We start from the raw sequence: 24,305 nt of genomic DNA, 5'->3' as shown, positions 1-24,305 counted from the left end.
AGAAGGTATTGGTGTTCAAAATTGGACTTACATTCTCGTTGGATTAACATTTGCATTATATATAGGCATTGCTATATGGTCCAGAGCGAGTTCTACAAAAGAATTTTATGTTGCAGGAGGCGGGGTATCACCTTTAGCAAATGGTATGGCTACTGCAGCAGATTGGATGAGTGCGGCGTCATTTATATCAATGGCTGGAATTATCTCTTTTGCTGGTTATGATGGAGCTGTTTACTTAATGGGATGGACAGGTGGTTATGTGTTACTAGCCTTATTACTTGCTCCTTATTTGCGAAAATTTGGAAAGTTTACAGTACCCGATTTTATTGGAGACCGTTACTATTCTAAAACAGCTCGTATTGTCGCTGTATTTTGTGCCTTGTTAGTGTCTTTTACATATGTGGCAGGACAAATGCGAGGCGTTGGGATTGTGTTTTCGCGTTTTCTAGAAGTAGATATAAATACGGGAGTTGTAATAGGTATGCTTATTGTATTATTTTATGCTGTTTTAGGTGGTATGAAGGGGATTACATATACACAAGTGGCTCAATATTGTGTACTCATTTTTGCGTTTATGGTACCAGCTATTTTCATATCTATTCAAATGACAGGGAATCCAATTCCTCAATTAGGATTTGGAGGTGAATTAACTGATGGCTCAGGTATATACTTATTAGATAAACTGGATGGTTTAAGTACCGAGTTAGGTTTTGCTGAATATACTGAAGGATCAAAATCTTTAATAGATGTTTTTGCCATTACTTTAGCATTAATGGTTGGTACAGCTGGATTGCCTCATGTAATTGTGAGATTTTTTACTGTGAAGCGCGTTAAGGACGCGAGAAAATCAGCAGGAATAGCATTGCTGTTAATTGTTTTATTGTATTCAACTGCGCCTGCAGTAGCTGTTTTTGCAAGAACAAATATGATTGAAACAGTTTCTAATCAGCGTTATGCTAATGTTCCTGAATGGTTTAAAAAATGGGAAACAACAGGTTTGATAACTTTCACAGATAAAAACAACGATGGGCTTATTCAGTATGTTGCCGATAAAAATATAAATGAATTAGTAATAGATAGGGATATTATGGTATTAGCAAATCCAGAGATAGCCAAATTACCTAATTGGGTTATTGCTTTGGTTGCTGCTGGTGGACTTGCAGCGGCATTATCAACTGCGGCGGGTCTATTATTGGTTATTTCTGCTTCGGTGTCGCATGATTTGATAAAAAAGATAATTAACCCCAAAATTTCTGAAAAGGGCGAATTGGTTGCAGCACGATTGTCTGCAGTTGGTGCTGTTTGTGTTGCTGGATATTTTGGTATTAATCCACCTGGGTTTGTAGCTGCGGTAGTAGCTTTAGCGTTTGGTTTAGCAGCTGCATCTTTTTTTCCTGCAATTATATTAGGAATATTTTATAAACGCATGAATAAAGAAGGCGCCATAGCAGGAATGGTAGTTGGCATAACAGCAATGTTGTTATATATGATTAAATTTAAGCTAGGTTGGTTCGATGAGGTACTTCCAGATAAAGGTGAATGGTGGTTTGGTATTTCACCTGAAGGATTTGGTAGTATAGCTATGTGTCTAAATTTTATTGTTTCTGTTGTTATAATGAAGTTTACACCAGCTCCTCCAGAAGATGTTCAAGAAATTGTTGAAAATATAAGAATACCAAGTGGAGAGGGAGCAGCTACTCATTAATAAGTACTGAATAACCAAATACTTTATTTTTTCTTTAAGAGTATCTTTTCATTTGTAAATTGATTGGCTGCATCTAGAAAATTAACCATTAAGTTCCAATTTGCATTTGGTTCGTAATTATTTTCGTAATATTTCGAGGTATTTATTATAAGCTTATTATTTTCAATTTTTGCTTTACTTATAAATGCTCCTGTTTTATTAGATACATTTTTACTTAATTTATCTATACCAGAAATAGTATAACCATCAGGAATATTAAATACAATTTCATTGTTATAAGATCTAGGGTAATACATATGGATGTTTTCTTTGCGATTTCTTTGCTCTTCATTAAGATCTATCTGGCCAGTTATTAATTTACCTATCTCGATAATATAATTAGGCCCTGCTTTTTTTATAAAGGCATTTTTTCCTTTAAAGGATTCTGTATAAGTAAAATAAGAATCTAATCCATAGCGCCCAGTACTATTAATCTTAAATGAGTAATCTTCAATATCTGTTAATTCATATTCAGATTCAGCAATTTTTTTAAACTTTTCCTTTTGCTTATCATTTAATTTAGAGATTAAAGCATCTAATTCTTTTTCAAATTTAATTTTGTCTTTTTTTCTTTTCACAAGATCAACAAATGATTTGGTTTCATATTTGCTATAATCTTCGTATACATAATCTGAAAGGTATAATCTTTCATATTGTTGGTCTTCTTTTAGATGTCCTTTATAACTATCAATTGTAGTAATTTCAAAACCGTTAAAATCATCATTTAAAGAGAATGTTACTTCCTTTTTGTTTTCATTTTGCGAAGCGCTACTAATGGGTAGTTTGCCTTTATTAATGGCATCTATTCTGTTTTTTGATGCAGATAGCAAATAAACATCTGTGCCTTCTAATAATGGAGAATATTGATTTACACATGTGTGTGGTCCAAAATGTTCGACGTAAATGGGGTTTTTAGTTTTTATTTTCAAAAGTACATTTACGTTCTTTTCTATTAATAAGTCATCTATTGTGCCATCAAAACGTTTTTTAGCCACAACTATTTCGTAATCAATTTTATGTCTCTTTAAAAATTCGGTAAAATGCTTTATGAATTGTTTTTGGTCTTGAATAAACACAGGGCTTGTTCCATAATACGAATATGGGTTGTAGCTAATTTTAGCCTCGTCTATAAATATGGCTTCTATGTATCTTGTTAAGTAAAAGTGCCTCATGTAATAGTAAGCTGCAATTACTTTTTCTTCATCATTTTTAAAATCTTTTCCTTTAAAAAAGTCTTTAACATCTCCAATATAACCATCTGGTTTAAACCTGTTGTCGTATAATTCTAAAACTTCCTCTTTAAGAACTGTTTTTTTTATGATGTTTTCTTTTTCAGGTAAAAACGCTAGAGCTCTGTCTTCAAATTTACCTGATCGTGCAAAATATACTTGAAATTTGTACGAAGGGATTTCTATTAAAGGAAAAAACCATCTAGGAAATTTATTTTTTTTAATGTTAACTGCTTCTAAAGTATATCGTCTAAAATTTTTCTTATCTGTTGGTATTTCTTTTAATTCTGGAGCGCCATTATATGAATTAAAGTTGATGAAAAAATCGTTTTCAGTTTCAAAATACAATTTGAAATCCATTACAGGATATTCTTCTCCTAAAGTTGTTTCTATAGGGTCAAAACCAAAAGCATAGGTAGATTTAAAGGGTTCGGTTTTTTGAAAATAATAATCTATAATATCCCCAACTTCTAGATTAGATATAGCAAGTTTATACTCACCATCTACTTCTATAGCTTCAGCATTGACATCAATTTCGATTTCGTTTCCATCTTTTTTAATGATCTTTATACCAACAATATTATTGCCTTTTTTTCTCCATGAATATTGTCCTTTATCTGACCTAAAACGTTTTTTGAATGAAAACTCAGAAAACTCATCTAAAGCAGCTTTGTCTAATAGCTTTATACGTTTTCTTATAGAGGTTTTATAGGTTACATTTTTTCCAAACTTGTGAAAGTCATAATTTTCATTTTTATATAATATAACAGCAGATTCGTTTTTATAAGCATCTGAAATATTGATTGCATTTTTGTAAGCATCATTAGATCCCCAAAAAAAGTCTTTGGCTTCAATTTCTTCCTTTGTTTGGCTAACACCAGTTATTGAAAATGAAAGTAATGTTATAATTAGAAATTTAATTTTCATAAAATTATTATTTGGTTAGCACAATTTGCTCGTTGTAAATATTATTAAGCTTATGGATAAAATTATTCCACTCTTCAAAATCTGAAGTTTCTATTTTTGCATTCTTTATTTTAAAAGACTTTTTATAGATAATGTTATTAGAATCTTTTATAAAACGTACACTTAAATCGTAATTTTTGCTTGAAATATTAATGTCTTCTGGTATATAAGAAATTTTATATTCAGATGGAATATTAATTTTTGTAGAGGTTTCTAAAAAGCGTTTAAAACTGAAGATAAAATCTGTTTTTCTTTTTTTAAGTAAAAAATTTTCTAATTCCTTATCAAAATCAACAGTTATGTAAATATCATTATCGAATTTAGAAACAGCGTTTTTTATACTTATATTATAATTTATGTTTAAACTTAATTCTCTGTTTGATAAGTCGGATGTTTCAATGTTTGAAACTTTAATATTGGTGTTACTATTATTAAGATAGTATTCTAGAAACGCATCTTTTTTATCATTTTTTAAGGTATCGAAGTTGTAAAGCAAACTCGTTCTACTTTCTCCATTAAAGTTTTTATTAGCAGTTCCTTCAATTAAATCATCATTTAGTGTGAGTTCATAATTGTATGTTTCTTTGTTGAAACTTGGAGAAGTTTCTGGTACGGTTTCTAGTATAAAATCGCTGCCGTTTTCAATAAGTGTTTGTTTTCCTTGAATGCGGTTTGCATACTCACCGTAAGCGTTAAATTTTTCAGTACCATCTAAAAAAATAGGTTTTTCATCTTTCATGATTGAACAAATCATGTGGTTGTCTATAGATAAATTGGGTGTGGAATAGTCGTAAGCTATTCTTTTTGTACCTATCCATGTTAGTCTAGCATCAAAACCTGCTTCTAAAAGCATTTGCTTAGTTAAATTAGCCATTCCTTTACAGTCGCCATATTTTTTTTTAAATACATTAACTGCTTCATCTGGTTTGAAGCCTGCTATACCATCTTCAAAAGCGATATATCTAATATTATCTTGAACCCAATAATAGATGTTTTTTATTTTTTCTTCCTCGCTATTAGCTTTAGCTGTTAAAGACTTAACGAGGTCTTTTATTTCTGTATTGTCATTTTCTAAGCTATTTACTAAGGAACTATACCAGTTGTATAAATCTTGGGTAGTATTGAAAATATTTTCCTTTTTATCCTTTAGTGTATAAGATTTTGCTAAAATTAGAATATGAGGATATATATATGAAGGTCCAGGGGCATTTTCTTCTTTAAATGCCGATGGGATATTTTCTAAAGTGTATATATATGTTTTTAGTTTTCGTTTAGAATCTTCTGAAACTTCTTTCTTTATATCATACCCTTCAAAATTTATTTCTTTTAATTCAAGATTTAACCAATTTGGAATTTCAATTTTTAAGGTTTTCTTTACTATTGGATATTCATTGAAAAATTGTAATTGGGTAAAATATTTTATATCATCATATGTTTTTTTGATATGAGTGTTATATCTATAACCCAGTAGAGGAAAATCTATATTAGCATATTTTACACGAACATCATTGTGAAATAAATCGTTACTGGTATATGCTTCATCCTTTAAAAAAAAGTATGCTTTCTTATTATTTCTATAATTAATTTTGAACTCTTCTATACTTGTCTGTCCGTCGTAAAAACAATATTTTTGAATATCGGATCTTGAATCTATATTTATCATAGATTCAGTCATAATTTGGTTTACTGTTACTTTTTGTTCTTTTATATTTAAGCCAAAAGTTATAATGTCTTCACTATTTTCTAATACTACCGTATCGTCTGTGTATATATCTTTTAGAGATTTTGCTAGTTTTTTATCGTCTTCAGTCGGTTCTACTTTTTTTTGAGAAAAACTATTAATACTAAATAAACTAATAAAAATGAAGTAATAAAGAGGCTTTAACATGTAAGAATATAAATATGAGCTAATATATACTTTCAAATTAAAAATGAAAAATCATTTTACGTAAAAATGATTTTTCATTTAATTATCTAAATTATTTTGCTCTTTATACTTAGAGTATAAAAGACAAACTTAAAATAAGTTGATCTGGTCGTGTGTCTAATCTACTTGGTATGATACCTTGATTTTCTATAAAAGTAGCCTCGTTGTTATTAAACCCACGTTCGTATCGTAAATCAATTCCAACTCTATTTATATTAAGACCAATTCCAAAATTAAGACCAAAGGTAAAATCGTTTTCTATATTATTTATTGAAATACCTTCATATTCAGAATCTAAAATATATTGAAATGCAGGCCCTCCAAACACACTAATGGGACCTAAAACTTTAACCCCAACTAAAAGTGGTAAATCAAGCTTTTCCATTTTAAATGTATTAGAAGCATAATCGCTTTTAGTACTTGTAAAAACCAATTCGGGTTTAAAATATACTTGATTACCTATTTTCCCAAAAATACCGACATGATATCCTATATTTCTATCTGGGTTTTGCGCATTGTTGCTTATAGATTCAAAATACTTGCCGTTAGCGTTGTAGTTTAAACCTCCTTTAAAGCCAAAACCAGTTGCTGTTTGCGCATTTATACTGGTAGCCATAAGTAAAGCAAATATTGGAACTAAAAAATAAGACTTGCTACTTACACGCGTACTTGGTTGGTAGTTGTGAAGTTTTTTCATAATGTTCATAATATTCGTTTTAAGATTTGATATTTAATATCAAAAACGTTGCCAAATGGAAAATATTCTTTTCTTGACAGATAATTAAAAAACAAAAGAGCTCTTTTATTTTAAAAGAGCTCTTTAATATAAGTTAAAAATAGTTCTATTTTCTTTTTATAACAGCTTCGGCTTTTAAAACTATGGTTGCAGCGTTTAAACCATATTTATCCATTAACTGAGCTGGCGTCCCAGATTCACCAAATGTATCGTTAGTGGCTACAAACTCTTGCGGAGTTGGATTATTAAGAGCGAGTGTTCTAGCAACACTTTCGCCTAAGCCACCAAGGACGTTATGTTCTTCGGCTGTTACAATACAACCAGTTTTAGATACAGAATCTAAAATAGCTTGTTCATCTAATGGTTTTATAGTATGAATATTTATTACTTCAGCAGAAATTCCTTTTTCGTTTAATGTCTTTGAAGCTTCTAGAGCTTCCCAAACTAAATGTCCTGTTGCTACAATTGTAACATCTGTTCCTTCAGTTAATTGAATGGCTTTACCTATTTCAAATTTTTGATCTGCAGGCGTAAATATTGGTACAGAAGGACGCCCAAAACGTAGGTAAACAGGACCATCATAATCTGCAATTGCAATAGTTGCTGCTTTAGTTTGGTTATAATCACATGGATTAATAACCACCATACCTGGCAACATTTTCATTAACCCGATATCTTCAAGAATTTGATGTGTTGCACCATCCTCACCTAAGGTTAAACCAGCATGCGATGCACATATTTTTACGTTCTTTCCAGAATAGGCTATAGATTGGCGAATTTGATCGTAAACACGTCCTGTAGAGAAGTTTGCAAAGGTTCCTGTAAAAGGTATTTTGCCTCCAATAGTTAATCCAGCAGCGATTCCCATCATATTAGCTTCTGCAATTCCAACTTGAAAGAAGCGCTCGGGATTTTCGTCAATGAATTGATTCATTTTTAAAGACCCAATTAAGTCGGCACAAAGTGCAACTACATTAGGGTTTGTTCTACCAAGTTCTGTTAAACCAGCTCCAAATCCACTTCTTGTATCTTTCTTTTCTGTGTATGTATATGTTTTCATAAATCTAAAATCGTAATTAGTCAATCTGAATTTGGTTAGTAGTCTCCTAAAGTTTCTGCGTTTTGTTCAAGTCCTATGGCTAGTTGCTCATCGTTTGGAGCTTTGCCATGCCAAGCGTGTGTGTGCATCATAAAATCAACACCATTACCCATGACTGTTTTTAATAAAACACATATAGGCTTACCTTGTCCTGTTTTCGATTTTGCTTCTGCCATTCCTTTTAAAATAGCGTTTATATTATTGCCTTCTTCAATCTCTAAAACAGTCCAACCAAATGCTTCAAATTTGCCTTTAATACTTCCCATAGGTAAAACATCATCTGTAGAACCATCAATTTGTTGACCGTTTAAGTCGATAGTGGAAATAAGGTTGTCAACTTTTTTTGCAGAAGCATACATAATGGCTTCCCAATTTTGACCTTCTTGCAGCTCACCATCTCCATGTAAAGAGTAAACTAAGTGCTTATCACCATTCAACTTTTTAGCTTGTGCTGCTCCAATTGCAACCGACATACCTTGTCCTAAAGAACCAGAGGCAATCCTAACTCCTGGCAAACCTTCGTGGGTAGTAGGGTGTCCTTGTAAACGGGAATCTATTAATCGGAATGTATTTAATTCATCTACAGGAAAATATCCTGATCTTGCTAAAACACTATAAAATACTGGCGAAATATGACCGTTAGATAAAAAGAAAAGGTCTTCTTCAATACCATCCATATTAAAGTCTTTTTTCCTATCCATGATTTCGCTGTATAGAGAAACAAAAAATTCTGCACAACCTAAAGAGCCGCCTGGGTGCCCCGAATTTACTTTATGTACCATGCGTAGAATGTCTCTGCGAACTTGGGTGGTTAAATCTTCTAAATGTTTTGTGTTTAGCATGTTGTATTTCTTAAAATTTCAGCCACAAAAGTAAAGTTTTAAATAGACTTAAAGAAAGAGTTTTAACCCATTTATTAACGATTTATAATGTTTTGCTAACAATTTTGATTTTATTAAGAAGCACATCGCATATTGTTATTTATATTTGCCCACCGATGATTTTAGTATATGAAATTTGAATTAAAAGGAACAGATCCTAAAAGTAAGGCAAGAGCAGGAAGCATTACTACAGATCATGGTGTAATTGAGACACCAATTTTTATGCCCGTTGGCACGGTAGCATCTGTAAAAGGTGTTCATCAACGAGAACTTAAGAATGATATTAATCCAGATATTATTCTTGGAAATACATATCATTTATATTTAAAACCACAGACCATAATTTTAGAAAAAGCTGGGGGGCTACACAAGTTCATGAATTGGGATAGAAATATTTTAACCGATTCTGGAGGTTATCAAGTTTATTCGCTATCTGCCAATAGAAAGATTAAGGAAGAAGGTGTGAAGTTTAAATCTCACATAGATGGAAGTTACCATGTGTTTACACCAGAAAATGTGATGGAAATTCAAAGAACCATTGGAGCCGATATTATTATGGCTTTTGATGAATGTACTCCATATCCATGTGATTACAATTATGCAAAAAGGTCTATGCACATGACGCATCGTTGGTTAGATAGATGTATTAATCATTTAGAGAAAACACCTTTAAAGTATGATTATAACCAAACATTTTTTCCTATTGTTCAAGGTAGTACCTATAAAGATTTACGTAAACAATCTGCAGAATATATTGCTAATGCAGGTGCTTTAGGAAATGCGATTGGAGGATTATCTGTAGGAGAACCAGCAGAAGAAATGTATGCCATGACCGATGTTGTTTGTAACATTTTACCAGAAGACAAACCTCGCTACCTAATGGGTGTTGGAACTCCAATCAATATTTTAGAAAATATTGCGTTAGGTATTGATATGTTTGATTGTGTAATGCCAACAAGAAACGCAAGAAATGGTATGTTGTTTACAGCACACGGTACAATAAATATTAAAAACTTGAAGTGGGCAGATGATTTTTCTCCTGTAGATGAGATGGGTATTACGTTTGTAGATACAGACTATAGCAAAGCCTATTTGCGACATTTATTTACTGTAAATGAAAGGTTAGGAGCTCAAATAGCAACCATTCATAATTTAGGATTTTACTTGTGGTTGGTAAGAGAGGCTAGAAAACATATATTAGCTGGAGATTTTAGAACATGGAAAGATAAGATGGTAAAACAAATGGATAAACGTCTTTAAAAAAGAAACGTTATTTAGTTTTTTAAGAATAATATAATTTACAAAAACCCCTTTCCTATGGAGAGGTTGGTAGAGGATGAAAATATTAGATTGGTACATACTTAAGCGTTATTTATTTACATTTTTTATGATGCTTTTACTGTTTATTCCTATAGGGATTACAGTGCATTTAGCAGAAAAAATTGGAAAAATCCTTGAAAACGAAGTTCCTTTTGTTGAAGTCATGCTATATTTTTTAGACTTTACTATTTATTTCGCACATTTACTTTTTCCCTTATTTCTGTTTTTATCAGTTATTTGGTTTACCTCTAAACTAGCAAATAACACAGAAGTTATAGCTTTTTTAAGTTCTGGAGTTTCTTTTTCACGATTCTTAAGACCTTATATGATAGGCGCATTTTTTGTTTCTATTTTGGCAATTATACTAGGTTTGTACTTAGCGCCTAAGGCAAGTCAAGGATTTAATGATTTTAGTTATAAATATTTAAAAAAGGGTAGAAGTGCCGTTGAAAATAAAAATGTATATAGACAAATTAACGATAACGATTTTATTTATGTTAGTAGTTTCGATGTCAAGAACAATCAAGGTAGTAACTTCACATTAGAGCATATAGAGAATAATAAACTTATATATAAAATTAACGCCTCTAGTATTAGATATATTGAAAAAGATACAATGTATCGATTAACAAATTATTCAAAGCGTATTGTTGGTGAAGTAAATGATATAATAGAAACTCAAAGACGAAAAGACACACTTTTTACATTCGATGTTGATGATTTAACCCCTGTAATTTATATAGCAGAAACATTAGGTTATAGTGAGTTAAGCGAATTTATAGAGAAGGAAGAATTACGAGGGTCTTCAAATATAGGACGGTATAAATTAGTAAAATATCGAAAGTGGAGTTTACCTGTTTCTATCTTTATCTTAACAATAATTGCTGTGGCCGTTTCTTCAATAAAAAGACGTGGTGGGATGGGTGTTAATTTAGCTGTTGGAATATGTATAGCTATGGTCTTTGTATTTTTCGATAAAGTATTTGGCGTTATGGCTGAGCAATCCGATTTCCCTCCAATCATAGCAGTCTGGTTTCCTAATATCATTTTTGGTATTTTAGCAATATACCTATTGTATAATGCCAAACGCTAAGATTAGAAATTATCTACACTTACATTTTTTAGTTTTTATAGCTGGATTTACCGCTATTTTGGGAGAGCTTATTACTATAAAAGCAATACCATTGGTTTGGTTTCGAATGGTAATGGCATCAATTTTAATGTTCTTATATATAAAGATTGCCAAAGTGAGATTGAAAGCATCACCAAAAGCCATTCTTAGATTTTCACTAGCAGGAATTATTATTGCATTGCATTGGATAACCTTTTTTGCAGCCATAGATGAGGCTAATATTTCTATTGCGCTTGCTATGTTTTCAACTGGAGCTTTTTTTGCCTCATTCATAGAACCCATAATTTATAGAAGAAGAATAATCTGGTATGAAATTCTTTTTGGACTATTTGTTATTATTGGGGTCTTTATTATTACCCAAAGTGAAATAAAATACCTGTCAGGAATTATTTTAGGTATTAGTTCTGCATTTTTGTCCTCATTATTCGCCGTTTTAAACGGTAAATTTTTAAAACAACATACCGCTACTGTTATATCATTTTATGAATTTATAAGCGGTGTCATATTCATTTCCATATTTATAGGCTTTTTTGGAGAAGGTTTCTCGGCAGACTTTTTTAAATTAAGTGTTTCAGACTATGGTTATCTCTTTATTTTGGCATCTATATGTACGGCTTATGCTTTTATTGCAGCGGTTTATGTAATGAAACTTATTAGCCCGTATACAGTAGTTTTGACATATAATTTAGAGCCTGTTTATGGTATAGTTATGGCAGTAATTTTGTTTCCAGAGAAAGAAAAAATGAGTAATTCTTTTTATTTAGGTGCTATAATTATAATTTCAACAGTCTTATTTAACGGCGTTATAAAAAACACAAGTGTGCTAAAAAGAAAACACTCATAAGGGCTAAACCTAATTAAAGTTTTTATATTTGTATGCTAACTAAAATTATAAATTCTTATGGAATATTTAGAATTTGAACTTCCAATAAAAGAACTAGAAGACCAACTTCAAAAATGTAAAATAATAGGAGAAGAGAGCGATGTAGATGTAAGTGAAACTTGTACACAAATAGAAAAGAAGCTCTTAGCTGCCAAAAAAGACATTTATAAAAAATTGACGCCATGGCAACGTGTGCAACTATCTCGGCATCCAGATAGACCATATACATTAGATTATATTAGAGCCATATGTGGTGATTCCTTTCTAGAACTTCATGGAGATAGAAGTTTTAAAGACGATAAAGCAATGATTGGTGGTTTAGGTAAAATTGGCGACCAGAGTTTTATGTTTATTGGTCAGCAAAAAGGGTTCAATACAAAAACAAGGCAATACCGAAATTTTGGTATGGCAAACCCAGAGGGTTATCGTAAAGCCTTAAGATTGATGAAATCTGCCGAAAAATTTGGCATACCTGTAGTAACAATACTAGATACTCCAGGAGCATACCCAGGATTGGAAGCTGAAGAAAGAGGACAAGGTGAAGCTATCGCTAGAAATATTTTAGAGATGACTCGCTTAAAAGTACCTATCATTACAGTTGTAATTGGTGAAGGTGCTTCTGGGGGAGCATTAGGCATTGGTGTTGGTGATAAGGTAATGATGTTAGAAAATACTTGGTATTCAGTAATATCGCCAGAGTCGTGTTCTTCAATATTATGGAGAAGCTGGGAGTTTAAAGAGCAAGCAGCCGAAGCTTTAAAGCTAACAGCTTCAGATATGAAAAAACTAAAGCTTGTTGATGAAATTATTAAAGAACCATCAGGAGGAGCACATAGAGATCGTGAAAAAACTTTTAAATTAGTAAGTAATGCAATAGTAAAATCTTTTGAAGAGTTTAAAAACTTATCACCAGAAGATTTAGTAACTCAGCGCATGGATAAATATGCACAAATGGGTGTCTTCAAGGGGTAAACCATTTAAAATCATATCATAGTAAAATCTGAAGCTAATCACTTCAGATTTTTTTATGGTTATTGACAATATTATTAAGTTATTAACAGTTAAAATGTTAACCATTGGTTGACAATAGAAATCGGGTTCAACAAAATATAACCCTTCTTTTTAATTACTTTCGTAGTTATGAAACAACCTAATCAAATACAAGGCTATAAAGTCGATAAAAGCACCATAATTAATCTAGAAAAAGGTAAAATACCACCACAAGCAATTGATTTAGAAGAGGTTGTGTTAGGGGCGATGATGATTGATAAAAAAGGTGTCGATGAAGTAATTGATATTTTAAGTCCCGAAGCGTTTTATAAAGAAGCACATCAACATATATTTGAAGCTATTTTTCATTTGTTTGAAAATAGTGAACCAGTAGACTTATTAACGGTTTCTAGTCAATTAAAGAAGGATGCGAAGTTAGAATTAGCTGGAGGCGATTTTTATCTAATTTCTCTCACTCAAAAAGTATCTTCTTCTGCTCATATCGAGTTTCATGCACGTATTATTTTACAGAAATTTATTCAACGAAGTCTTATTAAAATTTCAAGTGAGATTATTGAGGATTCTTATGATGAAACTAAAGATGTTTTCGATTTATTAGATAAAGCTGAAGCTAAATTATACGAAGTTACTCAAGGAAATATTAAAAAGTCTAGTGAAACGGCTCAAGATTTAGTTATTCAAGCAAAAAAGAAAATTGAAGAGATTTCTAATAAAGAAGGACTAAGTGGTATACCCACAGGATTTAATAAACTAGATAAATTGACTTCTGGTTGGCAACCATCCGATTTAATTATTGTTGCCGCTCGACCTGGTATGGGTAAAACGGCATTAACGCTATCTATGGCTCGAAATATTGCTGTAGACCAAAACATACCTGTTGCTTTTTTCTCTTTAGAAATGGCATCAGTTCAGTTAATTACAAGGTTAATTTCTAGTGAAACAGGCTTGTCTTCTGAAAAATTAAGAACTGGAAAACTAGAAAAGCACGAGTGGGAACAACTCAATGTAAAAGTAAAAGGCTTAGAAAAAGCACCCCTTTTTATTGACGATACACCATCATTATCTATTTTCGATTTACGTGCAAAAGCACGTCGTTTATCATCACAACATGGTATAAAACTTATAATGATTGACTACTTGCAATTAATGACGGGAGGGAGTAGCCATGGTGGAAATAGAGAACAAGAAATTTCAATGATTTCTCGAAATTTGAAGGCTTTAGCTAAAGAATTAAATGTTCCAGTAATTGCGTTATCCCAGTTATCGCGTGCTGTTGAAACACGTGGAGGTAGTAAGCGACCTTTGCTATCAGACTTACGTGAATCTGGTGCTATCGAACAAGATGCCGATATTGTAAGCTTTATTTACAGACCAGAATACTATAAAATTGACGAGTGGGATGATGACGAGCGTTCTCCAACTGAAGGGCAAGCTGAGTTTATAGTAGCTAAGCATAGAAACGGAGGCTTAGAGAACATTAGGTTAAAGTTTATTGGTCATTTAGGTAAGTTCGATAATCTTGATGATTTCGATTCACCTTTTGAATTTCATTCTAAAATGAATGCTGCCGCTAATGACGATACATTTAAAGCAGATAATTTTAAAGCTAGTCCAGATGAAGCTTTTGGTAGCGCCTTTAATGATGATGAAAGTGATGTTCCTTTTTAATAATATCTTTTTCATTCTAGCATAGGCAGAAATCCTTCATTATTAAGTCCTTTAAGTTAGTACATTTTCTACTATACATAACAAAAGGTTAAACTATTTATATAGAAATAAATTTTAAGTATCTTTCAACATAATTAAACGGTTTTTTTGGTAATTTCGAAGAAGAAACACAGAGAAACCTCATAATATTTATCTCATATTGAAAAAGATAGTTTCTGTTATATTCATATTTTTATTTACTGCTCATGCGTTCGCATCTTACATCCTAATACCTATGGATGTTGAGAGTCAAAAAAATCATTTGAAAGCTTATGGTATTACTTACTGGACACTAGATAAACAATTAAAAGTTAAGTGGTTACTTAATTATCGGGGAGGTTCCTTTTTGTTACCAGATACCGAAGATATTCAACGAGAATGCCAAATACGTGGTGTGTCATTCGAACTAATATCAAACAATGAAGCAGAAAGCATATTAGAAGAAATTAGTAGTCCAAGCCAAAATATGGAAGCGGTAGTTTTAGAGAAAGCACCAAAGATTGCTGTTTATACACCAAAAGGTAATTTACCTTGGGATGATGCTGTAACAATGGTGTTGCAGTATGCCGAAATTCCTTATGAGACAGTTTATGATGAAGAAGTAATTAACGACGGATTATTGCTTTACGATTGGCTGCATTTACACCATGAAGATTTTACGGGACAATATGGTAAGTTTTATGGGGCATATAGAGCAACGTCATGGTATATGCAAGAGAAAAAGGATGCAGAAGCTTTAGCTACTAAATTGGGATATTCAAAAGTGTCAAATGAAAAATTAGATGTTGCTTTAAAAATAAGAGATTATGTTGTAGGAGGAGGTTTTATGTTTGCTATGTGCAGTGCAACCGATAGTTTCGATATTGCGCTTTCGGCAGAAGGCATCGATATTTGTGAACCTATGTTCGATGGCGATGGCAGTGACCCAGGTTATCAGAATAAAATTAATTACGGTAAAACTTTTGCTTTCAAAGATTTTATTTTAGAAAGAAGTCCCCTAATATATGAGTTTTCTTCAATAGATATGACAAGAAAACGTAGGATACCAAAAACAACCGATTACTTTTCGCTCATGGAATTTTCAGCAAAATGGGATCCAATTCCAACTATGCTATGTCAAAACCATACAGCACTAGTAAAAGGGTTTATGGGACAAACAACGGCATTTACAAGAAACGAAATTAAATCGAATGTATTGGTTATGGGAGAGAACAAAGCCAATGGCGAAGCAAAATATATTCATGGTATAAAAGGTAAAGGGTTTTTTACTTTTTATGGAGGTCATGATCCAGAGGACTATCAACATAGAGTAGGGGATTCAAAAACCGAACTTGATTTGCATCCAACATCTCCAGGGTATCGCTTAATTTTAAATAATGTACTTTTTCCTGCTGCTAGAAAAAAGAAGCAAAAAACATAATATGTTATTATTGAGCTACAACTACACGTTGGAAAGTATATAAAAAACCATCTGCACCAGGGCCAGTTGTTGTTTCATTTTCATCTATTATTAATGTATTTTGTGTAGTAAAATAAATCTCACCAAAATCTAGCCCATCAATAACAAGAATTTGTTTTGAATCTACAGGAACAATCTCAAATGGATATACACCAGAATCCAAACCATCTTGTTTGGTATCGTCTGTATTATTGTTCTCAACAGTTATATCGTCATTATCCTCATCAAACGACCAGATAACAGTATTTAATTCAAATTGATCATCAATACCAGCAATTCCACCTTCAACACTAACTAAATGCCAAAAACTTCTAAAGGTTTGTTCTGGAGTTGAAGATGTGTCATTGTTTATAGAACAGCTATTTAGTATAAATAATAATGATATCGCTAGAATAAATTTATGTTTCATTTTCAACTTTGTATTTATTAGTGAAACTCTGTTTTAAAAAGTTGCAAAGCAACGAGTTTAAAATAGTTGGTTGAACTAATTCCTTTTTATAGCGGGATTTCAGGTCTAATAATTCGAAGCTTGTTTCGAAATAAAAAACATTTTCCGTTAAACGCCTCACGAACTTGCTCCGAGGTTCTTTACTGTAAGATGAAGAATTTATAAATTGGTTGCGTCTATTTTTTTAATACATGACAAAAATTGAAAATATTATTAGTAAGTTACTAATTATCAAGAGTTTTAACGGTTGATGTTTTTAGACCTGTCAGGTTTTAAAAACCTGACAGGTCTCATTTTTATTGAATTTATCATATTTTCAAAAAACTTAATCTAATTTATATGAATATACTTGAAATTAAAGTCTTGATAGTTTATACTATTTTTGAATTATATTAATTATATAACCAATATGAAATTCTATCAGAAGGAAATAAAATTGAAACCTTATGACAGAGGCTTCCATTTAATTACTAATCAAGTTTTAAGTACAATACCAGAAATTGAACAAATAAATATTGGACAACTACAAGTATTTATAAAACACACATCGGCTAGTTTAACTATTAATGAAAATGCAGATTATACGGTGAGAACCGATTTTGAAAGCCATTTCAATAAAATGGTTCCAGAGAACGCACCATATTATGAACATATTTATGAGGGGTCTGATGATATGCCAGCACATATTAAAGCATCATTACTAGGTGCATCAGTTCAAATACCGATTACTAACGGTAAACTAAATTTAGGGATATGGCAAGGTATTTATCTATGTGAACATCGTGATAATGGTGGATCAAGAAAAATTGTTATTACTGCGTTTGGAGAATAACAAACCATCTAGCTAGTGAGCGCCACAACTACAATGTCCATAATTTAATGTATTCTCGTGCCACGGAAAAGAAGTATTGTACCTGTTGTTTTCCCAATAGAATTTCGTTCGGGTTTTAGTTTCGTTTCCAATCTCATTCATAGTTTCAGTATCATATAACCTTCCATTAACCATAGTGTAAATCACACTTTAAGTATTTCTAATATTTTCTAAAGGATTTTTATCCAATACAATTAAATCTGCCAGTTTACCTACTTCTAAAGAGCCAATATCTTTACTCGCTCCAATATAATCAGCTCCGTTTATTGTGGCTGCTTTTAAAGCTTCCATATTTGTCATACCACCTTGCGATAGCATCCATAATTCCCAATGCGCACCTAAACCTTGTAATTGGCCATGGGCGCCTAAATTAACTTTTACGCCTGCGTTTGTTAATGCTTTACACGTTTTTGAAACTAAAATATGGCCATTGTCATATTCTTCTTGAGGTATCTTCATGCGGTATCTAGAACGGGAATCGATAATGCTGCGTGGTGTATATTTTAGTAACTTTTCATTTTCCCAAACATTGTCATTTTCATAAAAATAAAATTCACCATTAACACCTCCATAATTAACTATTAAGGTAGGAGTATAGCCTGTTTCGCTAGTTCCCCATAATTTTAAGACATCTTTGTACACTTTAGTCACAGGTATGTTATGTTCAATACCTGTATGACCATCCATAATCATTGTCATGTTATGGTAAAAATGAGAACCACCTTCTGGGACTACAAAAACACCTTCTTCTCTTGCCGCCTGAATAACTTGTTGACGTTGTTCTCGTCTTGGTTGATTATAACTCTTAACCGATAAAGCTCCAAATGCTTTAGTGCGTCTAATTGAAGACCTTGCATCATCTAAATTATTAATAACCGCCTTAAAATCACCATCTGCACCATATAAAATAGCACCTGTTGAATAAAGTCGAGGACCTACCATGTTACCACTTTTTATTAGTTCTGATAGAGTAAATATAGATTCCGTATTTGCAGATGGGTCGTGTGAAGTAGTTACACCAAAAGCTAAGTTGGCGTAAAGTTGCCAATGTTTTTGAGTTGTAATACCAGATCTAAAACCACCAACATGTGCATGAACATCTATAATACCAGGCATAATAGTTTTACCAGTTATATCATAGATTTTTGCACTTTTAGGAATGTTAATTTCTGAAGTTCCAATATCTTGAATTTTATTATTAGAAATAATTATAGTGCCGTTTTCAATAACTTTATCTCCAGCCATTGTTATAATAGTAGCACCAGTAAAAGCAGTGATGCCTTTAGGTTTATCAGTTTGTGCTATTAAATTGATTTTAGTTCCCTTTTCAGTAATAGGAGGGATGCTATCTGGTGAGCCTTCTAAGAATGTAAATCGCTCAGATATATTGTTTGTGAAATATTCATCACCTATAGTCCAATGAATTTTATCACTGTTTTTAGACCAATGAATACTTATACCTGCATCTTTTGATACTTGAGAAATAGGAACAAATTCTTTAGCACCTTTTTTTAAGTCGAAAGTCACTGTTTTGCCAGATTTTGGTAAGGGAGCAACATAAGCTTTGTGTAAGTTTGAAAATGCGATCCATTTATTATCAGGACTAAGAACTAAGCGATTGGCATACTTTAAAGAGACTATGGTTTTTTCATCTTTACCATTAAGATCAACACTCTTTAGCGTTTTGGTTAAATTTCCAAAGAACACACCTCCAGTTTGATATAAAATTCTATTTCCTTCGGTATTAAAAACAGGATATGCCCCTTCTTTAGTTATAAACTTGTTGTTGCTTCCATTAGAATCCATTATATAAATACCAGTCCGTTTGGAGTGCGAATAACCTTGATCACTATTTCCAGATTCTTTTTGATAGGTTATTTTACTACCATCGTTAGAGTAGGTGGGCGTTCTAAATATACCTTTAGATGAATTAAGCTTTGTTGGTGGGCCTCCATTAACATCAATTTTGAAAATGTTGCCTAAGTTTTCATCATTCCAGCTCACGTACACTATGTTTTTTCCATTAGGAGAAAATGCAGGCTCAAATTCAAAATCTGAAGAATCGGTTAACCTTTTTGGTGTTCCGTTGGGTAATTTTTTTGACCAAAGATGTCCCAGAGCACTAAATACAATTGTTTTACCATCAGGCGATGTAACTGTATTTCGAATCATTTTTGCAGTAAAATTATTAGGTGCAACTGGTGTTTCAAACTCCAAAGCTTGAGCAATTTTAATAGTTGTATCAACCTGAAATGGAATATTGGTTACCTTTAATGAGTTGATATTAATTTTATTAATTTTTCCTCCCGACCAAAAAACAAGTTCTTCATTATTAGGCATCCAACTATAATTTGCATAAACTCCAAAAATAGCCCAGGCTTCTTGTTGATCTTTATCTAATGCATCATATATAGGCCATTCTTCACCAGTTTCTAAATCATGGATATAGAGAACCGTTTTAGTTCGAACACGTTTAACGAAAGCAATTTTTTTACCATCTCTTGATACTTGTGGTCTAGCAGCGCCTCCAGCACCACCAATAACTCTTTCAGTTTTACCTGTTTTAAACTCATAGCGATTAATGACATAAATTTGATTATTGGGATCTTTGTTATATTGAAATAAACCTCCTGGGTAAACATCTTCGCTATAATACAAATACTTTCCATCTGGCGATAAAGAGGGCTCATTAACATCCTGTTGATCATTTTTGCGCTTAGTAATTTGTAACCCAATACCACCAGTAATATGATACATCCATAGCTCTCCAGCACCTAAAGAACGTTCGGAAGTAAAATGTTTACGTACAATTAAATAATTACCATCTGGAGTCCAAATAGCATTATTAAGTAATCTGAAAGTTTCTTTGGTTATTTGTTTTGCATCTGTTCCATCAATATTCATGGTCCAAATATTATCGCCACCACCAGCATCACTTGTAAATGAAATTTTTGACCCATCAGGGCTAAAACGAGGTTGCAATTCAAAGGGTAATCCTTCTCTTAATATTTTAGCTTTGCCTCCTTCAACAGGTATGATATAGATATCGCCTAATAAATCGAACGCAATTTGAGTGCCATCGGGACTGACATCTAAATTCATCCAAGTTCCTTCATCTGTAGAGAGCTTTAAGTTTTTAAAGTTCCATTCACCTTCTGGATTAGAAACATCCCACGTGTCTTTCTTTTTGTCTTGAGCTTGTATATTGAAAATAGAACAGAGGGTAATTAGTGTAATTGAAAGATAGCGTAACATGCTAGGTTGATTTATAATGAAGTAGAAAGATAATGTATTTTTAAAAATAAAATGTTAAGTTTTTGAGGCATAAAAAAATCCGACTCTTTCGAATCGGATTTTTATTAAGCGAATAATATGTTTTACAATAGGCTAAGCGCCTTATTTTACTTTATCTACAACTGCTTTAAAAGCATCTGGGTTATTCATGGCTAAATCTGCTAAAACCTTACGGTTTAATTCAATATCATTAGCTTTTAATTTTCCCATAAATTGAGAGTAAGATAAACCATGTTCTCTGGCTCCTGCGTTAATACGCGTAATCCATAAAGCACGGAATGTTCTCTTTTTGTTTCTACGGTCTCTATACGAATATTGCATCGCTTTGTCAACCGCATTTTTTGCTACTGTCCAAACGTTTTTACGTCTTCCAAAGTAACCTTTTGCTTGTTTTAGAACCTTTTTTCTTCTAGCTCTTTTTGCTACAGAATTTACTGATCTTGGCATAATTTTAATTGTTTTTTTGTAGTAGGCGGTCTTTTTTTTTATTTAGCGACACTTTGGTTCAGAAATCTAAAATTAACAATCGTTAATCATAAATCAATGAGGCCTAACTCCAGGGTTTATAAATTGTTTTAACCGATTAAAACGAATATTACTTTAAACGTAACATGGTTTTAATATTGTTCTCATCTGATTTATGTACTAAACCATCATGAGTTAACTTAAGCTTACGCTTTTTAGACTTCTTTGTTAAGATGTGACTCTTAAAAGCGTGCTTTCTTTTAATTTTACCAGTACCTGTAAGCTTAAAACGCTTTTTGGCACTAGATTTTGTTTTCATTTTAGGCATTTTCTTCTCCTAGTTTTAATTACTTCGCTTAATTACTGTTTGCTGTTCCGACAACTATCGGGATTATTCAGCATCTTATTTTTATAAAATAAGATTTATTGTTTTGTTATTACTTCTTAGGAGCAATAAACATTGTCATTCTTTTTCCTTCAAGTCTTGGCATCTGTTCAACTTTACCAAACTCTTCTAAATCTTGAGCTAAACGTAATAATAATATATGTCCTTGCTCTTTAAATATAATAGAACGTCCTTTAAAAAAAACAAAAGCTTTAAGTTTTGCTCCTTCTTTTAAGAACTTCTCAGCATGTTTCTTTTTAAATTCGTAATCATGGTCATCTGTATTAGGGCCAAAACGAATTTCTTTAACAACCACCTTAGTAGCTTTCGATTTTAAAGCCTTGTCTCGTTTCTTCTGCTCGTAAAGAAACTTTTTATAATCCATGATTTTACATACAGGAGGCGCTGCATTAGGCGAAATCTCAACGAGATCTAGTCCTTGGTCATCTGCCATTTTAATGGCATCTCTTGTAGAATATACACCCATTTCTACATTGTCCCCAACTAAGCGGACATTTGGCGCTGTAATCTTAGAGTTAATTTTATGTTTATCCTCTTGTTTAACCCTTCTCGGTTGTTGTCTTCTACGAATTGCTATGGTTTCTTCTTTTTAAATTATACTTATTTTCTTAAAACGATTTCAACGTTTTCTTAATATCTTCTTTTATTATTTCAGAAAAAGCTTCTACAGAAATCGTGCCTAAATCTGCTCCACCATGTTGACGCACAGTAATTTTATCTTCTTTCTCCTCTTGCTCTCCAATAATGATCATATAAGGGTGTTTCTGCATTTCGGCTTCCCTTATTTTCTTCCCTATAGTCTCATTTCTATGGTCTACAAGGGCGCGAATTTCGTCATTTTCTAGCAAATTTAAAACTTTTTCAGAGTATTTTTCATATTTCTCACTAATTGATAATATAATGGCTTGAGTTGGCATCAGCCAAAGCGGAAAATTACCACCTGTATGTTCTAGTAATAATGCTACAAAACGTTCCATGCTTCCAAAAGGTGCACGGTGAATCATAATAGGTCTATGAAGCTCATTATCACTGCCTTTATATGTTAAATCAAAACGTTCGGGTAAGGTATAATCTACTTGAATAGTACCAAGTTGCCATCGTCTTCCTAAGGCGTCTTTTACCATGAAATCTAATTTTGGACCGTAAAAAGCAGCTTCGCCAGTTTCAATAACATAATCCAACCCTTTATCGTTGGCAGCATTAATTATTGCTTGTTCTGCTTTTTTCCAGTTTTCAGGATCACCTATATATTTGTCTGGATTTTCAGGGTCTCTTAAAGAAACTTGTGCTGTAAAGTTTTCAAATCCTAAAGAACCAAAAACATAAAGTACCAGATCTATAACATCTTTAAACTCTTTGTCTAATTGGTCTGGTGTACAAAACAAATGCGCATCATCCTGTGTAAAACCTCTAACGCGAGTTAAACCGTGTAATTCGCCACTTTGCTCATACCTATAAACCGTACCAAATTCCGCAAAACGTTTAGGTAAATCTTTATAGCTCCATTGCGATGATTTGTAAATTTCACAATGATGTGGGCAATTCATAGGCTTTAATAAAAATTCCTCATCTTCCTTTGGCGTAGTAATTGGTTGAAAACTATCTTCGCCATATTTTGCGTAATGTCCCGAGGTAACATATAAATCTTTATGCCCAATATGTGGCGTTATAACCATTTCGTAGCCAGCTTTCTTTTGCGCTGCTTTTAAAAAATTTTCTAAACGTTCGCGTAAAGCAGCCCCTTTAGGTAGCCAAAGGGGTAAACCTTGGCCAACTTTTTGTGAAAAGGTAAATAATTCCAGTTCTTTGCCTAATTTTCTGTGATCTCGTTTTTTTGCTTCTTCAAGCATTTCTAAATATTCAGTAAGCTCTTTTTGTTTTGGGAACGAAATACCATATACACGAGTTAATTGTGGCTTAGTTTCATCACCTCTCCAATAAGCGCCAGCGACACTTAATATTTTCACAGCTTTTATTATACCAGTATTAGGAATGTGTCCTCCACGGCATAAATCTGTAAATGTTGAATGATCACAAAATGTAATAGTCCCATCTTCTAGATTCTCAATTAATTCAGTTTTAAAATCATTATCCTTATATAAGGACAATGCATCAGCTTTAGAAACGGCTCTCAAATTAAAGTCATGCTTTCCGCGAGCAATTTCCAACATCTTATTCTCAATAACCTTGAAATCCTTTTCCGAAACTACATGCTCACCAAAATCTACATCATAATAGAAGCCATTTTCAATGGCAGGACCAATAGTTAATTTAGCACCAGAATATAATTCCTCAATAGCTTGGGCTAAAACATGTGCCGAACTATGCCAGAAAGCCATTTTACCTTCATCATCCCTCCAAGTATATAAAACCAATGAGCCATCCGTAGTTAAAGGTGTCACAGTTTCAACAGTTGTACCATTAAAACTTGCAGAAATTACGTTTCTTGCAAATCCTTCACTTATGCTTTTCGCAACATCCATTGGTGTAACGTTTTCTTCAAACGTTTTAACACTGCCATCGGGTAACGTTATATGTATCATTAATATAAATTAAAATCAGGGAGCAAAGATAATAGTATAAACAAACCCACACAATATATATATCAGTATAATTTTAATTATGGTCTTCCCTTTCTAAGGTTGGTTTGTGCTTGAGTTTATCCTGAGCGTAGTCGAAGGGTTCCAAATCCTCGTCCCTGCTTCGTTGTGCTGTGTGCTTTCTACT

Annotated in this window: 20 protein-coding genes; 8 read left to right on the top strand and 12 right to left on the bottom strand. The window is 32.5% G+C overall.

The genetic code is table 11. From position 1 onward, the window contains the following. Positions 1-7 precede the first annotated feature (7 nt). Positions 8-1,705, top strand: coding sequence for a sodium:solute symporter family protein (locus Q0739_RS14050; RefSeq protein WP_298239388.1), 1,698 nt, complete (start codon positions 8-10; stop codon positions 1,703-1,705). 23 nt (positions 1,706-1,728) lie between these two features. Here Q0739_RS14050 and Q0739_RS14045 read toward each other — a convergent pair whose 3' ends face one another. The 5 genes from Q0739_RS14045 to Q0739_RS14025 form a co-directional block, all read right to left on the bottom strand. Next, positions 1,729-3,900, bottom strand: coding sequence for a hypothetical protein (locus Q0739_RS14045; protein ID WP_298239366.1), 2,172 nt, complete (start codon positions 3,898-3,900; stop codon positions 1,729-1,731). A gap of 7 nt (positions 3,901-3,907) precedes the next feature. Next, positions 3,908-5,827 carry a transglutaminase-like domain-containing protein gene (locus Q0739_RS14040; RefSeq protein ID WP_298239365.1) on the bottom strand — a complete coding sequence of 640 codons (1,920 nt, stop codon included), beginning with the start codon at positions 5,825-5,827 and terminating at the stop codon, positions 3,908-3,910. A gap of 109 nt (positions 5,828-5,936) precedes the next feature. After that, positions 5,937-6,563 carry an outer membrane beta-barrel protein gene (locus tag Q0739_RS14035; protein ID WP_298239364.1) on the bottom strand — a complete coding sequence of 209 codons (627 nt, stop codon included), beginning with the start codon at positions 6,561-6,563 and terminating at the stop codon, positions 5,937-5,939. A gap of 145 nt (positions 6,564-6,708) precedes the next feature. Continuing rightward, the gene (locus Q0739_RS14030; RefSeq protein ID WP_298239363.1) at positions 6,709-7,662 is read right to left on the bottom strand and encodes a transketolase family protein; all 954 of its coding nucleotides are present in this window, start codon (positions 7,660-7,662) and stop codon (positions 6,709-6,711) included. A 35-nt stretch (positions 7,663-7,697) separates the two neighbouring features. Next, positions 7,698-8,543, bottom strand: a complete 846-nt coding sequence (locus Q0739_RS14025; protein WP_298239362.1) for a transketolase — start codon at positions 8,541-8,543, stop codon at positions 7,698-7,700. A gap of 168 nt (positions 8,544-8,711) precedes the next feature. Here Q0739_RS14025 and tgt point away from each other — a divergent pair, with 168 nt between their 5' ends. The 6 genes from tgt to Q0739_RS13995 all read left to right on the top strand — a co-directional run bounded on the left by tgt (position 8,712) and on the right by Q0739_RS13995 (position 16,055). Continuing rightward, positions 8,712-9,842 carry a tRNA guanosine(34) transglycosylase Tgt gene (tgt, locus tag Q0739_RS14020; RefSeq protein ID WP_298239361.1) on the top strand — a complete coding sequence of 377 codons (1,131 nt, stop codon included), beginning with the start codon at positions 8,712-8,714 and terminating at the stop codon, positions 9,840-9,842. 76 nt (positions 9,843-9,918) lie between these two features. Next, a complete protein-coding gene (locus Q0739_RS14015; RefSeq protein ID WP_298239360.1) occupies positions 9,919-10,995 on the top strand; it encodes an LptF/LptG family permease in 1,077 nt (358 codons plus the stop codon). After that, positions 10,982-11,878, top strand: coding sequence for a DMT family transporter (locus Q0739_RS14010; protein ID WP_298239359.1), 897 nt, complete (start codon positions 10,982-10,984; stop codon positions 11,876-11,878). Before Q0739_RS14015 ends, Q0739_RS14010 begins: the two co-directional genes overlap by 14 nt. 57 nt (positions 11,879-11,935) lie before the next feature. Further along, entirely contained in the window at positions 11,936-12,889 is a 954-nt protein-coding gene (locus Q0739_RS14005) for an acetyl-CoA carboxylase carboxyltransferase subunit alpha (RefSeq protein ID WP_298239358.1), read from the top strand. A 168-nt stretch (positions 12,890-13,057) separates the two neighbouring features. Continuing rightward, the gene (gene dnaB / locus Q0739_RS14000) at positions 13,058-14,596 is read left to right on the top strand and encodes a replicative DNA helicase (protein WP_298239357.1); all 1,539 of its coding nucleotides are present in this window, start codon (positions 13,058-13,060) and stop codon (positions 14,594-14,596) included. 274 nt (positions 14,597-14,870) lie between these two features. Next, positions 14,871-16,055, top strand: coding sequence for an asparagine synthetase B (locus Q0739_RS13995; protein WP_366140815.1), 1,185 nt, complete (start codon positions 14,871-14,873; stop codon positions 16,053-16,055). 7 nt (positions 16,056-16,062) lie between these two features. Here Q0739_RS13995 and Q0739_RS13990 read toward each other — a convergent pair whose 3' ends face one another. Beyond that, positions 16,063-16,503 carry a hypothetical protein gene (locus Q0739_RS13990; protein WP_298239355.1) on the bottom strand — a complete coding sequence of 147 codons (441 nt, stop codon included), beginning with the start codon at positions 16,501-16,503 and terminating at the stop codon, positions 16,063-16,065. A gap of 448 nt (positions 16,504-16,951) precedes the next feature. On the opposite strand from Q0739_RS13990, the gene Q0739_RS13985 reads away from it, so the two are divergent. Continuing rightward, entirely contained in the window at positions 16,952-17,374 is a 423-nt protein-coding gene (locus tag Q0739_RS13985; protein ID WP_298239354.1) for a secondary thiamine-phosphate synthase enzyme YjbQ, read from the top strand. Positions 17,375-17,386: 12 nt separating this feature from the next. On the opposite strand, the gene Q0739_RS15085 is transcribed toward Q0739_RS13985, so the two are convergent. The 6 genes from Q0739_RS15085 to thrS form a co-directional block, all read right to left on the bottom strand. Then, a complete protein-coding gene (locus Q0739_RS15085; RefSeq protein ID WP_366140813.1) occupies positions 17,387-17,560 on the bottom strand; it encodes a hypothetical protein in 174 nt (57 codons plus the stop codon). 3 nt (positions 17,561-17,563) lie between these two features. Continuing rightward, positions 17,564-20,668 (bottom strand): amidohydrolase family protein, encoded by a 3,105-nt coding sequence (locus tag Q0739_RS13980; protein WP_366140812.1) that lies wholly within the window; start codon positions 20,666-20,668, stop codon positions 17,564-17,566. A gap of 141 nt (positions 20,669-20,809) precedes the next feature. Continuing rightward, complete coding sequence (gene rplT, locus Q0739_RS13975; RefSeq protein WP_298239353.1) at positions 20,810-21,154, bottom strand: 50S ribosomal protein L20; 345 nt, start codon at positions 21,152-21,154, stop codon at positions 20,810-20,812. A 148-nt stretch (positions 21,155-21,302) separates the two neighbouring features. Further along, on the bottom strand, positions 21,303-21,500 hold the full coding sequence (rpmI, locus tag Q0739_RS13970; RefSeq protein ID WP_033955892.1) for a 50S ribosomal protein L35: 198 nt from the start codon (positions 21,498-21,500) through the stop codon (positions 21,303-21,305). Between the two features lie 109 nt (positions 21,501-21,609). Continuing rightward, on the bottom strand, positions 21,610-22,149 hold the full coding sequence (gene infC, locus Q0739_RS13965; protein WP_366140814.1) for a translation initiation factor IF-3: 540 nt from the start codon (positions 22,147-22,149) through the stop codon (positions 21,610-21,612). 37 nt (positions 22,150-22,186) lie between these two features. Then, positions 22,187-24,121, bottom strand: coding sequence for a threonine--tRNA ligase (gene thrS / locus Q0739_RS13960; RefSeq protein ID WP_298239352.1), 1,935 nt, complete (start codon positions 24,119-24,121; stop codon positions 22,187-22,189). Positions 24,122-24,305 lie beyond the last annotated feature (184 nt).

The organism is uncultured Algibacter sp. (assembly GCF_947487605.1).
In the GTDB taxonomy this organism is placed as follows: domain Bacteria; phylum Bacteroidota; class Bacteroidia; order Flavobacteriales; family Flavobacteriaceae; genus Algibacter_D.
The sequence above is the reverse complement of the archived record's forward strand: the minus strand, read 5'-3'. Positions and strand labels throughout refer to the sequence as shown.

Excerpts from the sequence above, each read along its gene's own strand:
- Q0739_RS13980 (WP_366140812.1), bottom strand. The coding sequence starts at position 20,668 with ATGTTACGCTATCTTTCAATTACACTAATTACCCTCTGTTCTATTTTC.
- rpmI (WP_033955892.1), bottom strand. The coding sequence starts at position 21,500 with ATGCCTAAAATGAAAACAAAATCTAGTGCCAAAAAGCGTTTTAAGCTT.
- Q0739_RS14035 (WP_298239364.1), bottom strand. The coding sequence starts at position 6,563 with ATGAAAAAACTTCACAACTACCAACCAAGTACGCGTGTAAGTAGCAAG.
- Q0739_RS14045 (WP_298239366.1), bottom strand. The coding sequence starts at position 3,900 with ATGAAAATTAAATTTCTAATTATAACATTACTTTCATTTTCAATAACT.
- Q0739_RS14025 (WP_298239362.1), bottom strand. The coding sequence starts at position 8,543 with ATGCTAAACACAAAACATTTAGAAGATTTAACCACCCAAGTTCGCAGA.
- tgt (WP_298239361.1), top strand. The coding sequence starts at position 8,712 with ATGAAATTTGAATTAAAAGGAACAGATCCTAAAAGTAAGGCAAGAGCA.
- Q0739_RS14040 (WP_298239365.1), bottom strand. The coding sequence starts at position 5,827 with ATGTTAAAGCCTCTTTATTACTTCATTTTTATTAGTTTATTTAGTATT.
- Q0739_RS14005 (WP_298239358.1), top strand. The coding sequence starts at position 11,936 with ATGGAATATTTAGAATTTGAACTTCCAATAAAAGAACTAGAAGACCAA.
- Q0739_RS13990 (WP_298239355.1), bottom strand. The coding sequence starts at position 16,503 with ATGAAACATAAATTTATTCTAGCGATATCATTATTATTTATACTAAAT.
- dnaB (WP_298239357.1), top strand. The coding sequence starts at position 13,058 with ATGAAACAACCTAATCAAATACAAGGCTATAAAGTCGATAAAAGCACC.
- Q0739_RS14015 (WP_298239360.1), top strand. The coding sequence starts at position 9,919 with ATGAAAATATTAGATTGGTACATACTTAAGCGTTATTTATTTACATTT.
- Q0739_RS13985 (WP_298239354.1), top strand. The coding sequence starts at position 16,952 with ATGAAATTCTATCAGAAGGAAATAAAATTGAAACCTTATGACAGAGGC.
- Q0739_RS14010 (WP_298239359.1), top strand. The coding sequence starts at position 10,982 with ATGCCAAACGCTAAGATTAGAAATTATCTACACTTACATTTTTTAGTT.
- Q0739_RS13995 (WP_366140815.1), top strand. The coding sequence starts at position 14,871 with ATGGATGTTGAGAGTCAAAAAAATCATTTGAAAGCTTATGGTATTACT.
- thrS (WP_298239352.1), bottom strand. The coding sequence starts at position 24,121 with ATGATACATATAACGTTACCCGATGGCAGTGTTAAAACGTTTGAAGAA.
- rplT (WP_298239353.1), bottom strand. The coding sequence starts at position 21,154 with ATGCCAAGATCAGTAAATTCTGTAGCAAAAAGAGCTAGAAGAAAAAAG.
- Q0739_RS14030 (WP_298239363.1), bottom strand. The coding sequence starts at position 7,662 with ATGAAAACATATACATACACAGAAAAGAAAGATACAAGAAGTGGATTT.